16 protein-coding genes, 1 other RNA gene and 1 pseudogene are annotated in these 15,085 nt (G+C 46.9%); 13 read left to right on the forward strand and 5 right to left on the reverse strand.

What is annotated here, in order from left to right; genetic code table 11:
* Nucleotides 1–44: 44 nt before the first annotated feature.
* A complete protein-coding gene (locus ACFPK9_RS06855; RefSeq protein ID WP_377094092.1) occupies nucleotides 45–1,382 on the reverse strand; it encodes a sulfatase-like hydrolase/transferase in 1,338 nt (445 codons plus the stop codon).
* Between the two features lie 584 nt (nucleotides 1,383–1,966).
* Here ACFPK9_RS06855 and ACFPK9_RS06860 point away from each other — a divergent pair.
* Both ACFPK9_RS06860 and ACFPK9_RS06865 read left to right on the forward strand, forming a co-directional pair.
* Nucleotides 1,967–2,533, forward strand: a complete 567-nt coding sequence (locus tag ACFPK9_RS06860) for a PEP-CTERM sorting domain-containing protein (RefSeq protein ID WP_377094093.1) — start codon at nucleotides 1,967–1,969, stop codon at nucleotides 2,531–2,533.
* Between the two features lie 76 nt (nucleotides 2,534–2,609).
* A complete protein-coding gene (locus ACFPK9_RS06865) occupies nucleotides 2,610–3,668 on the forward strand; it encodes an IS4 family transposase (protein WP_377092544.1) in 1,059 nt (352 codons plus the stop codon).
* A 206-nt stretch (nucleotides 3,669–3,874) separates the two neighbouring features.
* On the opposite strand, the gene ACFPK9_RS06870 is transcribed toward ACFPK9_RS06865, so the two are convergent.
* Nucleotides 3,875–4,387, reverse strand: coding sequence for a hypothetical protein (locus tag ACFPK9_RS06870; protein ID WP_377094094.1), 513 nt, complete (start codon nucleotides 4,385–4,387; stop codon nucleotides 3,875–3,877).
* A gap of 171 nt (nucleotides 4,388–4,558) precedes the next feature.
* Between ACFPK9_RS06870 and ilvE the strand changes: the two genes are divergently transcribed.
* From ilvE to ACFPK9_RS06900, 6 genes and pseudogenes are all read left to right on the forward strand, one after another.
* On the forward strand, nucleotides 4,559–5,440 hold the full coding sequence (gene ilvE / locus ACFPK9_RS06875; RefSeq protein WP_377094095.1) for a branched-chain-amino-acid transaminase: 882 nt from the start codon (nucleotides 4,559–4,561) through the stop codon (nucleotides 5,438–5,440).
* A 138-nt stretch (nucleotides 5,441–5,578) separates the two neighbouring features.
* Nucleotides 5,579–5,731, forward strand: a pseudogene (locus tag ACFPK9_RS06880) (redoxin domain-containing protein); the annotation flags it as partial.
* Nucleotides 5,732–5,758: 27 nt separating this feature from the next.
* Entirely contained in the window at nucleotides 5,759–6,064 is a 306-nt protein-coding gene (locus tag ACFPK9_RS06885) for a peroxiredoxin family protein (protein ID WP_377094097.1), read from the forward strand.
* A 75-nt stretch (nucleotides 6,065–6,139) separates the two neighbouring features.
* Nucleotides 6,140–6,898 (forward strand): MBL fold metallo-hydrolase, encoded by a 759-nt coding sequence (locus ACFPK9_RS06890; RefSeq protein WP_377094098.1) that lies wholly within the window; start codon nucleotides 6,140–6,142, stop codon nucleotides 6,896–6,898.
* A gap of 71 nt (nucleotides 6,899–6,969) precedes the next feature.
* A complete protein-coding gene (gene lpxB / locus ACFPK9_RS06895) occupies nucleotides 6,970–8,100 on the forward strand; it encodes a lipid-A-disaccharide synthase (RefSeq protein WP_377094099.1) in 1,131 nt (376 codons plus the stop codon).
* Nucleotides 8,101–8,131: 31 nt separating this feature from the next.
* Nucleotides 8,132–8,962 carry a hypothetical protein gene (locus ACFPK9_RS06900; protein ID WP_377094100.1) on the forward strand — a complete coding sequence of 277 codons (831 nt, stop codon included), beginning with the start codon at nucleotides 8,132–8,134 and terminating at the stop codon, nucleotides 8,960–8,962.
* A gap of 79 nt (nucleotides 8,963–9,041) precedes the next feature.
* Here ACFPK9_RS06900 and ACFPK9_RS06905 read toward each other — a convergent pair whose 3' ends face one another.
* Together ACFPK9_RS06905 and ACFPK9_RS06910 are read right to left on the reverse strand one after the other, a co-directional pair.
* Nucleotides 9,042–9,803 (reverse strand): hypothetical protein, encoded by a 762-nt coding sequence (locus ACFPK9_RS06905; RefSeq protein WP_377094101.1) that lies wholly within the window; start codon nucleotides 9,801–9,803, stop codon nucleotides 9,042–9,044.
* Nucleotides 9,800–10,495, reverse strand: coding sequence for a glycerophosphodiester phosphodiesterase (locus ACFPK9_RS06910; RefSeq protein ID WP_377094102.1), 696 nt, complete (start codon nucleotides 10,493–10,495; stop codon nucleotides 9,800–9,802). The genes ACFPK9_RS06905 and ACFPK9_RS06910 overlap by 4 nt, the downstream gene beginning before the upstream one ends.
* Before the next feature lie 36 nt (nucleotides 10,496–10,531).
* Here ACFPK9_RS06910 and ACFPK9_RS06915 point away from each other — a divergent pair, with 36 nt between their 5' ends.
* The 3 genes from ACFPK9_RS06915 (at nucleotide 10,532) to ACFPK9_RS06925 (ending at nucleotide 12,679) form a co-directional block, all read left to right on the forward strand.
* Complete coding sequence (locus ACFPK9_RS06915; RefSeq protein WP_377094103.1) at nucleotides 10,532–11,971, forward strand: glycerol-3-phosphate dehydrogenase/oxidase; 1,440 nt, start codon at nucleotides 10,532–10,534, stop codon at nucleotides 11,969–11,971.
* A gap of 45 nt (nucleotides 11,972–12,016) precedes the next feature.
* A non-coding RNA gene (gene ssrS, locus ACFPK9_RS06920) (6S RNA) lies at nucleotides 12,017–12,194 on the forward strand.
* A gap of 155 nt (nucleotides 12,195–12,349) precedes the next feature.
* The gene (locus ACFPK9_RS06925) at nucleotides 12,350–12,679 is read left to right on the forward strand and encodes a hypothetical protein (protein ID WP_377094104.1); all 330 of its coding nucleotides are present in this window, start codon (nucleotides 12,350–12,352) and stop codon (nucleotides 12,677–12,679) included.
* 158 nt (nucleotides 12,680–12,837) lie between these two features.
* Here the strand turns inward: ACFPK9_RS06925 and ACFPK9_RS06930 are convergent, their stop codons facing one another.
* A complete protein-coding gene (locus tag ACFPK9_RS06930; protein WP_377094105.1) occupies nucleotides 12,838–13,617 on the reverse strand; it encodes a hypothetical protein in 780 nt (259 codons plus the stop codon).
* Nucleotides 13,618–13,719: 102 nt separating this feature from the next.
* Here ACFPK9_RS06930 and ACFPK9_RS06935 point away from each other — a divergent pair, with 102 nt between their 5' ends.
* Together ACFPK9_RS06935 and ACFPK9_RS06940 are read left to right on the forward strand one after the other, a co-directional pair.
* Nucleotides 13,720–14,094 (forward strand): BlaI/MecI/CopY family transcriptional regulator, encoded by a 375-nt coding sequence (locus ACFPK9_RS06935; protein ID WP_377094106.1) that lies wholly within the window; start codon nucleotides 13,720–13,722, stop codon nucleotides 14,092–14,094.
* A gap of 101 nt (nucleotides 14,095–14,195) precedes the next feature.
* The gene (locus ACFPK9_RS06940) at nucleotides 14,196–15,062 is read left to right on the forward strand and encodes a M56 family metallopeptidase (protein WP_377094107.1); all 867 of its coding nucleotides are present in this window, start codon (nucleotides 14,196–14,198) and stop codon (nucleotides 15,060–15,062) included.
* Nucleotides 15,063–15,085 lie beyond the last annotated feature (23 nt).

Consider the following 15,085-nt stretch of genomic DNA (forward strand, 5'->3'; position numbering starts at 1 on the left):
CTCAACATATATAACCAGACATACATTAAACCATGTTTCACAAATCATTTCTCTCTATTAGATTGATAATACTTGTATGGCGGCATGACGATGGCTTGGGATTTCGCCATTTCCGCATCATAGGCATCGATGTACTGAATCATTTGCTGGACAACTTCAGGGGATCTACTGGCAAGATTTTCCTTCTCTGCAGGGTCGCTGGAGAGATCGTAGAGTTCAGGCTTAGCGTAGCCACCGGTTTTTCGTGAAGCAAAATTGAGGAGTGTCGCTTTACCACCGAGATTTGTTTTGGTTTTCCAGATCAACTTATAATCCCCTTTCCGCATGGCATGCCCTCGGTCACCTCTCCAGATGAGAAAGTCATGAGGAGCCCCTGTCTTCTCACCATTCAAGTAGGGCAGGAGATCTACCCCATCATAGGGACGGTCACTAGGAAGAGAGCCTCCCGCTGCGGCCATCACAGTTGGCACTACATCGAGGGAGGAAACTATCTCACGATAACTCGATCCGGGCTTAATTTTTTTGGGCCACTTCATGCCAAAGGGTACGCGCAGCCCCCCTTCATTCATCGAACCTTTTTTCCCACGGAAGGGCTTCTCAGATCCCGTCACTTTATGTCCTCCATTATCATTGATAAAGATGACGAGGGTGTCCTCCTCCACTCCAGACTCTTTAAGTTGATTGAGAATTTCTCCCACGTAGAAATCCATGGCAGCAATCATTCCGTCGACAACTTTTCCACCTTCAGGGATAAACTCGTCGGGCACAGTGAGCGGGAGGTGAACATTTTTTGGGTTATAATAGAGAAAGAAGGGAGTCTTGCTCTCGGCATTTTTCTGAATCTGCTGGCACGCTTCTTCGGTAAGTACTTTTGTCGAATATCCCTCAAACGAGACTGGCTGCCCATTCCTATGGAGAAACTCCTCTTCGTGCTTGATCTCTTTTTGCCAGAAAAATTGAACATGCTTGAAACCTAACCAATGATCGAATCCACGATCATTGGGCAAGAAACCTTCTGAGGCCCCTAGATGCCATTTCCCAATGGAGATTGTTTGGTAACCTTCTTTCTTGAGAAGCTCAGAGAGGAGTAATTCATATTTCGGGACATCGTATTTATTCGCCGTCGAATTGGCTATCGTTCCTGTATTAATCTCATAGCCGAATCGCCCTTGCGACCTGCCAGTCATCAATCCTGCACGTGAAGGAGCACAAGTGCTCCAAGTCACATAGCCATCAGTGAAGAATACTCCTTCGTCAAAAATCGAGTCAATATGCGGCGTCGCCACATGCCCCCCCGTGTGAGACAAGCCTGCGTAGTTAAGATCGTCTGAGACAAGCAACACAATGTTAGGCTGCTCAACATTCGCGAGCGCGCTAGACATAGTAATCACAAAAAGAAGTATCTTAAAATAATGCATCTAAATTTCTAAATAGTCGGTTCGATCTAATCTGTCTTCCACTCCGTTTAAGCCGCCAATGATGACATGATGCAAATAGCCATTATCCAATAGGAACTCAGTCTTACTTCTAAAGTCTTCATTTATATCTATTTTAACACTCAAACACCTCTTCAACCCTTCTCACGGCGACCATAGCCAGCCCGCATCCGATCAGTATTTGTAATGCTTTTGCTATAGCAGTTTTTTTTGATTCGAATAAAAATTACCATAGTCAGAACTCCCAAACATCCACCATTTAGTGGATAACCTCTTTCTTCTGAAGTGATCAATAGAAGTGTCTAAATTTCAGCATTTTTTACTTTTCCTATTCTCCTCTCTATTTTACGCATCAGAAGTCACTTCTAACCCTAAAACACAACACCTTAACCCTCAACTCTAACACTTCATCCTTACTTCTAGTTTGAGCGTACTTACCACTCCCCTCAGTTCGGACACATGGGATTGCTGCACATCTACACTACCCTTGGCACAACAAACCCTGCAAAATATATCAGTTTCAGTAAATCATGAGAAAATCACTTATTCCTATTTTATTTTACCTTAGTAGCATCTCTTCACAAGCAGCCATCATCATCCAAGATGTAAATAGCCAAAGCGTAACCACCACGCTGGGGACTATTATGATGAATCAGGAGCCATTGGGGGGACCTCCTACTTCCCGCATCAGTGGGGGCTACTCCCCATTGCCAGGTGGCGTCGGCTTCAATGACCCTACAAAATCTGGCCCGACATCTTCCCATTCTTCACCTGCGCAAAGTGGAGGGGGAGTCTACGTCTCATATGGTTCCTTAGTCAATGGTGCAGTTTTAGGACTAAACTACTTTGTGATAGATCTTGATAAAAATGGGTTTACGGACACCTTTGTTGAGTTTACCACGGGTACCAATGTAACTGACTTTAGTGATGATGCCATCACCCGTATCGTATTCGAGGATGACATAACCAAAACCTTAACATACTCTCAAGGTCTCTCAGCTCTAAACAATGTCCCAGAACCTTCATCAGCGTTACTTATAGGACTAGGCTCATTGACTCTTTTAGCAAAAAGAAAGAAACCATTTTCCTATAAATAAGCACACTACACGACAAAAAATCACAACTGCTTGTTAGATAAAACCTTGACTACAAGTGCCATGCCGCAAAATAGGCATGTCTTTACACATTTCTATACTAACAACTCTGAGACAGCAGGTTGGAGGGAATCTTTCACGTCTCAAGTGTCTCGCTGACATTATTTTTGCGATCACAAAGTCTCGATCTGTCAATTTGGTGAAGCTGGCCACGGATAGCCAAATGGAGTGCTCACAAAGTAGTCGTTACCGTCGGTTCCAAAGGTTCTTTGCCACATGGGAACTGCCCATGCTCGCTATCACGCAACTCATTTTGGGAAAAATCCCTAAACCTAAGGATGGCTATATTTTGAGTATTGATCGAACCAATTGGCAGTTCGGTAAAACTCACATCAACATCCTAACTATCGGAGTGATTGTGGGAAAAATAGCTGTTCCTCTCGTTTGGCAAACCTTACCACAGACTTCCAAACGAGGGAACTCCAACACAAAGCTACGCATTGGGCTAATGAGTAAACTTCTCGAAGTTCTGCCTGCCAAGGACATTTACTTCATTGCTATGGATCGCGAATTCCACGGGAAGAGGTGGCTTGCTTGGTTAGACAAGAAGGAAGTTACTTTTGTGTTGCGAATCAAAGCAAATACCATTGTTGGTGATCTACTCGCTATGGAGTGTAAACGCTCGCGGGTAGAACGCCAAAGTATCTGGGGAATGAATCTCTATTTTGGTAAAAAAGAAGTTCGAACACAACGTACCCAAACGCTTTACGTCGTGAGTAACCGTTTCAAAAGTAAGAAAGCTCTGAACGCCTATCAGCGTCGCTGGGGTATTGAAGTACTCTTTGGTCACTTCAAAAAGAAAGGGCTCAACATAGAAGACACTCATCTAAGGGAAGCAAAAAGAGTCGACACACTAGTAGCCGTGGTCACCCTAAGCTTCTTCTTCTGTTTTAGTTGGGGAGTCATTTTGAAGCATAACAAAACCCTGCCTGCTTATATAAAACGCAAGAGTTACTTCAGGGCTGGCCTCGAGCATGTGATTGAAATGCTCAATCACCCCAAACGCTTAGAGCAACTGTGGAATCAGTTTTTAGGATGGATTGATAATGGAGCTTTTCCCAAAAAAATTGTCGTGTAGTGTGATAAATAAGAGTAGTCATATAAGATGACCATAACTCTGAAGACATTTCTCTGACCTAACCACACACTTCAAGTATTCAGTCAGAAAATGTCTCCCTTGCCGAGCGAGTAGTGATATTTTCGCATCACAAACAAAAACGCAAATTATCTCCTCTATGAAAGAGAAAACCCGCGAATTTAATCAGCAGATGTATCACAACAAAGCTACTCAGATTTTTCTTCAATTTCTTGAACTTTGCCACCCGTATCAGGTGTCGCCCGAAAACCTGGTACAACCTTGCGCATCAGCTTTTTAAACCCACCTTCTGCAGCAACATAATCGTCTTCAGCTTCACGTAGAGCCTTTTCCCAGGCAGGAGCAAAACCCGGCGCCTGTTCCCGCAACACACTAATTGCCGTCTCCATTACTTCCAGCCTGCGTAACTCCATCTTACCAGGCTTTTGCTGTATAGCGTTGAGATTCACTCTTAAAGTTTCGTTCTGCTCTTTCAGCTCATCCAGCTGATTCTGCAACTGCTCATTCCCCTTCGCGTTGATCTTGAGCTGCGTATTCAAATGCCCCTGTAATTCACCATTCTCCTCCTTCACTCGAGTCAGTTCAGTTTTTAAAAATTTCTTATCCTTCGCCCCTGATCGCCACACGAAAATCGCCAATCCAAGTCCAAGTAAGAGCCCCCATGTGAAAGGAGCTGCCAGCACATCTAACAAAGTTTCCATTACAAAGAGCCTACTCGCTATTTCGCCACTGAAAAGTGTGAATTTACCGACATTCCTTGAAACCATCGAACGCCACCGCTCGGATGACAAAATCTAGAGCATTGCACTTTCTAAAAGGATTGCATTCATTCCGCATTCACCTACTTTCTCCCAAGATTTTCACACTGCACTATGAGCGACCAACAACAAATCTGGCTCGACGGAAACATCGTTAATAAAAACGACGCAAAACTTTCCGTATTTGACCACGGCCTTCTCTACGGCGACGGCGTTTTCGAAGGCATCCGTTTCTACAGCGGACGCGTATTCCGTCTCGAAGAGCATATCGAGCGCCTGATCCTATCCGCCAAAGCCATCCACATGGAGCTGCCATGGTCTAAAGAAGAAATCTGCGAAGCCACTGTCGACACAGTGAAAGCAAACGGTCTTACTAACGGCTACATCCGTCTCGTCATCACACGCGGCGAAGGCGGGCTTGGCCTCAATCCTTACCTCTGCCCGAGACCATCCATGTTCATCATCGCAGCTGCGATCCAGCTCTACCCAGAGGAGAACTACACAAACGGCCTCGAACTCATCACCTGCGCGACTCGTCGCCCAACCCCAGCATCACTCTCCCCACAGGTAAAATCGCTCAACTACCTTAACAACGTCATGGCTAAGATCGAATGCATCCAAGCCAACGTCATGGAAGGTATCATGCTCAACGAACAAGGCTACGTTGCTGAGTGCACTGGCGACAACATCTTCGTTGTCAAAAATGGCAAGCTCTACACTCCGCCAGTTTCTGACGGATCACTCGATGGCATCACCCGCCAAGTCATTTTTGAACTTTGTGAAAATGCAGGACTCGAGCTGAGCGAGAAATCCATGACTCGCTACGACCTCTATACAGCTGACGAAATCTTTCTCACAGGAACCGCCGCTGAAGTCATTCCAGCAGTCAAATACGACCAACGCCTGATTGGCGACGGCACCCCCGGCCCGATCTCCAAGCAACTCGTCGAAGACTTCCGCGCCCTTGCCAACAGCCAAGGCACACCCTGTACTTAGTTCTCGGCAAACCATCTTATTCTCTGACCAAAGGCAGTCTCACACAGGCTGCCTTTTTTCGTGGATCTATGGGAATAGAATCCCTCATGCACTACTCTTATCATTGATATGCGTATTCCACTTATTACATCAGCCAGCATCGCTTTAGTTGCCAGCGCCTTTGCTGAAACTAAGCAGCCCAACCAAGAGCTAGTCGGCAAACAAGCCCCCACATTTACTCTGAAAAATCAGGACAACCAAGACGTCTCACTTGACCAATACAAAGGCAAAAAAAATGTCGTCCTTGTATTCAGTCGCGCCCCCTGGTGACCATTCTGCATGGTGCAGCTAGTTGAGCTGCAAAAACAGAAACAAGCCTTCGAAGACCTCGATGCCGAACTCATTAGCGTTCTGCGCGAAAACAAAGAAGGAATCGCCGGTCTCAAAGAAGCATACGCAAAAACACAGTTTGATATCATCCTCGACGACACTCCGGCCACCCAGACCAAGGACTATAGTAAAGAGCTATGGGCAACCTACTTCATCGATAAAGAAGGAATAGTAAAAGCCGTTCTTACGGGTACTAAAAAACAGCGTCCAGACGCTGAAGCGGTCCTAACACAAGCTCAAGCCAGCTTCAAATAAAGCCGCTAGCCGGCAGCATTTTCTTTACCTCACGAGCGTCCTAACCTAGTCTAGGACGCTCACTTTTTACTCCCCATGAAAATCCAACTCATTCGCAACTCCACCCTTCGCATTCGATACAATGGCCACGTTCTCCTGCTCGACCCATTTTTAGCCCCCGCAGGAGCACTCCCACCCTTCGCCGGCATTCAGACCAATCCCACCGTCGAACTACCCATGTCTCCAGAGGCAGTCATCGCAGACACCGAGCTGATTATGCTCACCCATCTCCACCCAGATCATTTCGATGACGAAGCCGCCCAGTTACTTCCGAAATTCCTTCCCGTTCTCTGCGCCCCCATCGATCAACCAGCCATCGAAAACAAAGGCTTCAACAACACCACTACACTGACAGATTCATTCGAATGGAACAATATCCACTTCGAACCCACTCCCGCCGAACACGGCACTGGTGAATGGCTACAAAAAATGGGCCACGTTATAGGCTTCTACCTCAAAGCACCTAACAGACCATCGCTCTACATCGCTTCCGATACTGTCTGGTACCCGGCGGTCGAGGCATTTATCACAGAGAAACAGCCAGACGTCATCATTGCAAACTCAGGCGGCGCACACTTCCCAGACGCGCCCCCCATCATCATGGACATTGAGCAAACCATTGCACTCTGTAAGGCTGCACCAGAATCAAAGATCGTTGCAACCCACCTCGAATCTCTCGATCATTGCCCAGTCACCCGCCATGGGCTTAGAGCCGCGGCAACGGAAGCTGGCATTTCTGAAAGCCAACTCTTCATCCCCGAAGATGGTGAAATTCTCGACTTCAGCCCTCAGTAAATCGGACATTAAGCAGCGGCTGACGTTCAGAACTTGAAACATTCCAGCCGCACACCTATAGATTCCACCCAGTGACGAGTACTTCAATCTATCTAATCGCTGGGGAAGTCAGCGGAGACACCCACGGCGCTGAGCTCATGCATGCGCTCAACGAACGCATACCCGGTGTCGAACTTCACGGTACTGGTGGCCCAGATATGCACGCGGCCAGCCCCAATGTCCGCGATTGGGTCGAAGACGCAGCCGTCATGGGAATCTGGGAAGTCCTCAAACAGTACAAGTGGTTCAAGCAGCAGTTTGACGCCATGCTCGACGAGATCCTCGCACTCAAACCCACTGCCCTCGTTCTCATCGACTACCCAGGCTTCAACCTGCGCATGGCAAAAGCCGTTCGCGAAAAACTCCCACAAACAAAAATAATTTACTACATCAGCCCACAAGTCTGGGCTTGGAACAAAGGACGCATCCCGAAAATGGCCGATATCCTCGACCAAATGATCTGCATCTTCCCATTTGAAAAAGATATTTTCCAAAACGCGGGACTCCCCACCGATTTTGTCGGCCACCCGATTGTCGACGAATTGGCTGAAAAAAAATCAACCATTCCGCGCGACCCAAAACTCGTCGGCCTCTTTCCCGGCAGCCGTGAACGTGAAGTCGCCCGACTCTTTCCGGTCATGATCGAAGCTGCCCGACGCCTCAGCATCGAACACCCCTCACTGCGCTTCCAAGCTCCAGCCGCTTCTAAAAAACTCGCTCTCAAAATGCGCTCGCTCATTTCTAAATCAAAAGTCTCTAGCGACTTGATAGAAATCAGCACTGGCGACAGCCACGCCCTCATGCAAAAAGCTTCTTGCGGCGTCATCGCCAGCGGTACCGCCACTCTCGAAGCCGCCTACTTCGGCCTTCCCTACTGCCTCATGTACCGCATTGCATGGCCAACTTATTTTATTGGAAAAATGTTAGTCAAAGTCGACTACATTGGACTCGTCAACATCCTCGCCGGTAAACAAGTAGTCGAAGAGTTCATCCAAGGAGATGCCGACCCCTGCCACGTCCAACACGCGCTCGACCGTTTTCTCGCTGACGATAAACACCGAAACAGTGTAAAAGCCGAGCTCGCCGAAACCGCCAGCAAGCTAGGTGAACCAGGCTGCCATCTTCGCGCCGCAGATTCGATTGCTAAAGTACTTGCGCTCTAAACTGAGCCGCGCCATCAGTGCTCCCACAACTATGTCTGATTCAGTCGATAAAAAAAGCGCTCGCAAGTACTGGTGGATCATCATGCTCCTACCCATTGGCCTCGCCGCGGGTACCATTCTGAGTCTCATAAATCACTTGAAACAGAACGAAAAACAGGAAGAGCACAATCAATACAAAGTCGCTGTTGCTCTCAATGCTAAAGACATTGAAACAGGAATGCAACGCGCCCTCCTCCTCGGTGAACGCACATTAGACACCGACATTGGCCGAGCGAACCTCCAATCCGCCAGCCGCTTCATTCAAGGATCTGTAAGCCCCGGAGGCACTGGACAACAATTCGACAATTCCCACAGACTTAAACATGACGGTCACCCGATCAATCTCTCATTTGTCGACATCGAAGGCGTCCAAGAAAATGACTTCACCGTTGTCGTCATCGAACTCTCTCATAAAAAAAGTAAAGGAGATGCTGCCATACTAGGTCTAACACCTTCCGTAATTCGCTCACTAGCAGAAGCGCAACCACTCAACACTCTCCGCTTCGTTCTCACCCCCTACACCCAATCAACTGACGCCCACGCGGCACAAATCAGCAAAGAACTTCTTAATCGGAAACAGTCTCTCAACAAACTTCTCGTTCTGAAAACACAAGATTCCGTCGGCATTTCCGACCTCTTCGATTGGGTGTCTACCTCAGACAACTCCAAACCTGTCGAACTAGAAAGCTCCACACACCTTGAAATCACCCATCCAGCTCTACTTGCTGAACCCGTCGATAGCATTTCCCCCGCACAAGTTATAGCTACCCTCAAGGCCGCAGACCAGCTCCGCAACCTCCTCCTCAGAGCAGCCAATCAATAGGCACAGCTACCTTTCTTTGCGTAGTTTTATTCCAGAGAATTACCTCAGGAGCAAGCGTACACGCTCCAATTTCTTCCTTCTAAAAAACCTTACTGCGCACCTCGGCTCGCGAAAATTTCCGAGTCAACATGTCAGCTAAAAAGCTATCTTGGTACGACAAACTGTCTACTCGCTTGATATTTTCCAGCTTGGTAATGCGAGAAAATATCGCCCACATAATCGAAGACTTCGGTACAGACTTCATGCCGTAACCCTTTGGCTGATTACTCGACCAAAAACGCACGTAATCCACGCCATTATGACGATAGCTCCCTAAATAAATCACCAAGTGACCATGTTCGTATTTTCCAATCTCCTCAGTCCAAAAAATCTTCATGAAATCACCTGGCTGGGCTTTTGCATAACTCTCAAAGTTGTCACCTATCTTTAGGTCGTGAATCATCTTCGCCGCCCCAGGGCCATTAGCATTCCATCGCCCCCACGCATTCACTCCATCAGCCTGCCCAGTCATCAGTAAAGCACTCGCTTCACCCTCACTCAGCTTAAATTCCCCTCTCGCCTCCGCAGCCTTCACCATTTCTAACAGCACCAAATAAGTAGCCCCAGAGCAATAACTCGGGCAGGCTTTTTGAGGAGCCAAGCATAAGCCTTTAGCGTCGACAGCAATTGAATGGCTCAATGCTGTATGCGCTACTGGCTGAGTCGAATACCCGCCCCCCTTCGGCATCGTATTGATGGCATCTATCACCGCCTGATTCCGAGGAATCGTGGTGACCTTAATTGGCGCCGCGCAACTCGTCATTCCCACTAAAACCAATAATAACCATAAGCCCCGCTTCATAAACTCTCTAATACCATACGCGGATCATCAGCAAAACATCCATCTGCACATGCTGCTTTCACTTTCTCAAAATCATCTAAACTCTTCACCGTGAAAGGATACACTTTAAAGCCTTCACTCTGACAGCTCCTAACTAGCTCACGACTCAAAATGGGCACACTCGGATTGATCGCTACCGCTTTCAAGCTCTTAGCTAAAGCCACAGCTGCTTCAACACGTTTCACTTTATCCACCAACACCGCTATTTCCGCCTTGTTGCACAAATGTCTAAATAACTTCAACTGTGGCCAATCAAAACTAGACACTAAAAGCTCCGGCGCCTCCGTCTGTTTCAGAAGTGTCGCCAACACCTCAGCACATCCCTTCCCCTTTAACTCCACATTCAGCACCACTCTCCCCATGCAGAGTTCGAACACCTCTTCTAACAATGGTACACTCTCTCCCTTCCCCACATCCAGCTTACGCAATTCACTCAAGATAAATTTATCTAAACTCCCTCGTCCATTACTCGTCCGATCCACCGAGAAGTCGTGAATCACCACTAAGCTCCCCTCGACCACATGCACATCCACTTCAACCATTGGACAACCCAGCTTAATCGCCCGCTGCACTGCCCCCAATGTATTCTCAGGCTCCAGCCCTGCGCAGCCGCGATGCCCAATCGTTAAAAACTCAGAATTCACATCTAACATATCTAAAAATTATGTTATGAAAGCAATTGTATAAATATGAACACCACGGACCCACGCCAAAAACTCATCGCTCACGCCCAACAAGACACAGAATGGGATATTATAATCATTGGCGGTGGAGCTACCGGACTAGCCACTGCTTGGGACGCCGCTACTCGAGGATACAAAGTTGCATTGTTAGAAAAAGAAGACTTCGCGGCAGCCACATCTAGCAGGTCAACTAAGCTGGTACACGGAGGAGTCCGGTATTTACAAAATGGTGAACTCGGTCTCGTCAAAGAAGCACTTCATGAGCGCAGCCTCTTGATCAAAAACGCCGCAGAATTCTGCCATCCTCAGCGATTCATCCTCCCAACTCACGCACCTCTAGCACGCTACTACTACCGTTTAGGAATGGCCATGTACGACCTGCTCGCAGGTAAAGCCAACATCCAAACCGCAGAACTATTAAACCCAATACAACTCCAGCGCGCGCTCCCTGGCTACCGTAAAAAAAAGCCCACAGGGGGAATCGCATACAGCGATGGCCAATTCGACGACGCAGCACTCTGTGTCGCCTTTGCTCAAGCCATCAATGCTAATAATGGACTCGCTATCAATTACCTCGCTGTAGAGAAACTCATCAGCAAGAAGGGGAAAATTAAAGGCGTCATAGCAAAAGACCAAGAGACATCTACCTCTTGGAAAATGCGCGCCAAAGCGGTGGTAAACGCAACTGGCATTTTTTCTGACATCTTCAGGAAGCAAAACGATTCAATAATTCAATGGAGCATTCGCACCAGCCGCGGCTCACACATTGTAGTTCCTGAAAAAATATTAGGGTCTGATAATGCTCTTATCATTCCCGAAACCTCTGACGGACGAGTTCTTTTCGCCATCCCATGGAAGCAACACACGCTCATCGGAACTACAGATGTCCCTACCGACACTCCCACTCTCCATCCGACCCCCTCAAACGAGGAAATCCAATTCTTGATCGAGGAAGCCTCGAACACTTTCGATTTCGAGCCTAAATCGATCTCAAGTTCTTGGTCAGGGTTACGGCCACTAGTCAGTAGAGCCAACAAAGGAAACACAGCCTCCCTCTCGCGAAAACACATTCTCGACATTGCACCAGACGGACTCATCTCCATCCTCGGAGGAAAATGGACCACCTGTCGGAAAATGGCAGAAGATACTATCAACGCCGTCATCGCCACCCACAAGCTCCCGCAAAAAGCATGTAACACCGAAAGCCTCAAACTCTGCGAACACGGCGCTCTCCCCCCAGCTTTTGCGATCGACCAGTCTCCCGCCGACTCAATCTCACCTCAATTAGTCGCAGATTTTTTCCATAATCACTACGCCCGTAGCGCTGATGACATACTCGCCCGCCGCACCCGTATGGCGATGTTAAACACAAAAATAGCACAGGATCAGTCAGCTAGGATTACAGATTCTTTAGCCAAGCTAAAACAATCTCCTGCCCCACTCTAATTGTTACCGATTCCTATTGCGAAAAGACCAAAACTGCCTATATTTGCCCTGCTGCCATGTTCGTCCATCATAGAACGTGCCCAGGCCGATATTTATATAACGGGAGCTGCCCCGGAGGTTTAATGTCATGCCTTTTCAGGAAGACAGAGGGCCAATGGAGGTTCCCACCTACTGAGCTTTCGGATCAGTGGCTTACCTCTATGGACGGCATGGCGGTGTTTTTTATAGCACACTTGGAGCTACTCAAACACTACCGCATAACACTACAGAAATGAGTTCAGTTATATCCAGTCTCATAGAGACTCATATCGATATAACATCTTTCATTACATTTATTTCTTGCACAACACTAACAACAGCATAAACATTATCTCTATTATGGCTAAGAACGAAAGCAAACCACAAGGTCGCGGCAAGCGCTACAGCACTAAAGAAAAAGCTGAAATCCTTACCTTTGTAGATAAGCATAACGCGGAAAAAGGTCGTGGTGGAGCTGCTGCTGCATCCCGTAAATTTAAAGTCTCTCAGCTCACCATTGGCAACTGGCTAAAAGAAGCTGGCTCTCCATCCCCTCGTCGTAAAAAGGGCAATGCGGATATCACTCAAGTACTTAAACGACTCGGTGACATCCACAAAAAGATGGCTAAAGTCGAAGAAGAACTCGACGGCCTCCGCAAGGAATACGCAGCGCTTAAAGGCCAGCTTTAATCTCCTATCTCAGTTGTACGAGCTATCGCTCTGATACAATTCTCAACTCATTATCAAAACCGCTAACAGCCAATGTTAGCGGTTTTTTATTCTAATATTGCGCGACCAATATCAACGGAAATCTAGTGTATCGTTGACTGTATTTCGCATGGGCCTAGCTACGGAGCTTCGGCAAACGCACTAGCTTGCTCACGCCTCTGGGTCTCGGCATTTCGCATCAACCAAGAAAGCTTTATCTTCTCAGGATAAACCGCCATGCCAATCACTCCCACATTCCGCGTATCTCCATGCCTTAAATGACTATAACTTTCAGCTACACTGGAATATTCAAATGAAGCCACCGCTTGCTCACTCGTTCGAAAACCTTTCACCTCCAGAGTCTGCCCAGGATTGATAATATATCCCCTTTTCTTCACAGAAGCACTCTTCCCATCCATCACATCGATGCCGTCGACACTTAAAACTACTTCGACACGACTATGGAAAATATTCTTCACCACTAAACTATATTTACTCCCCGCTTTTCCTATCACAAACCTCTTGCCCTCTGAATGGATATTCTTTGCATAAGACCATTGAGATTTCACCCCCCACTCGACTAAGCCATCAGAGCTTTTTTGCATCGCGCCACCTATCACCTTCGAACCATGTGTCATCGCATCAACACCTAGCTTATCATTATAGTAAATCACATTAACCGAACTAGGTTTTGATCCATTCCGTGTAAATTTAGTATAACTTATCGATGACTCGACCTCTTCCCCAAAGCCAGTACCCAGACCAGAGCGCAAGGTCGCTTCTGATCGCAACCGAGCCGCGTCACTTGACTCTGCTGAATTAGGAGCGCTTGCCCCAGAACTATAATGGGTACTGCACGAATTAAACAAACTTAATGAGGCTCCTAACAATCCGACAAACAACAATTTCTTCCAGTTCATAAAAGCTAAAAAAACAGCATTTAACAATAAGGTCAATATCTTTATGCTTCTTTTCTAGCATTTGAAATTGCGCTCCACACTGACTCTGGTAAAAGAATTTTCATGGGAAGCTCAGGAGAGGGACAACTTTCGCGCAGAGAAAGGCAAATCATGGACATCATTTATCGTCTAGGAAAAGCCTCTGCAAAAGAAGTGCAAGATAACTTACCTGATCCGCCTTCCTATTCAGCAGTGCGAGCACTCCTAGTTACTTTGGAAAACAAAGGGATGCTCATACACGGTAAAGAATCGAGGCGCTACATCTACAGCCCAGCGATCAACGAAACCAAAGCACGAAATTCCGCCATTAAAAACCTTCTATCTACCTTTTTCAACGGCCAACCTAAAAATCTGGTTGCTGCACTTTTAGATGAAAATGATAGCACTCTCTCGCAGTCTGAAATTGACGAAATCCGAAAAATGGTAGATGACAAGTAGTTATGTTCCTCCTCGGCACTACATTATCTGTAATAGCAGTAATTTTTAGTAAGTTATTAGCCAGCAGAAATCTAGTACAAGCATCATGCTTCACCTCAAGCATGGTGATATTAATCTTATTTTCTCCTATTCTATTATTAGTTCCCAAATGGGAGCTCCCCCTGTCGCTAGCCTCCTCGACTTCATTACAACTCAATGCTTGGAGCTTACCCACCCTACTACTGAGTTACTGGATTGTGGGTTCTACCCTCACTCTTACTTTTTATATAATCCAAGCGGTGCAGCTCTCGCAGTGGGTTCACCGCACTGAATCAATTGACTCAGGCTATTTATTCAATGAATTAGAGTTAGCTACTCAACAATCGAATTTAAAACGTAGTCCCTCCCTACACATTTCCTCTGAAGCACACTCCCCTGTCGTAACAGGACTATTCCACCCGACAATTATATTGCCTCAATACGCTACTAACTGGGATCGGTCGACTTTACACATGGTCTACATTCACGAACTAGGTCATATCCAGCGCAAAGATCTCTGGCTCTCTCTAGCAGCACAATTAAACTGTGTGTTATATTGGTGGAATCCCTTGGTTTGGATGCTTAAGAATAGTTTGCGTTACCAATGCGAGTTCGCTGTAGACGCTTCGGTCATAGCAAAAGGCACCGACTCTAAATCCTATATTTCCGCCCTATGCAATGTGGCGGAGGAAATGCTCAAACATCGGCCTTTGTTAAGTTCGACACTCTCCATGACCTATCAAGCAACTTTAAGAAAGAGAGTCAACTCACTCATTAAAAGACAAAGATCCCTCCATCCATTTACTTTCACAAGCCTCACTCTCCTATGCATCTCTAGCGTGATTGCAATTGCTACCACAAAGCCTATTAACTCAGCCCAGACCAATCTCTCGCCTCTAGATGAAGTTCAGCTTCGCTTATCTGCATCTCCATTTCCTGCAGATCGTTAGGAATTTTATGCGCCAGATACTTA

The sequence above is a fragment of the Rubritalea spongiae genome (assembly GCF_042652385.1).
GTDB lineage: Bacteria > Verrucomicrobiota > Verrucomicrobiia > Verrucomicrobiales > Akkermansiaceae > Rubritalea > Rubritalea spongiae.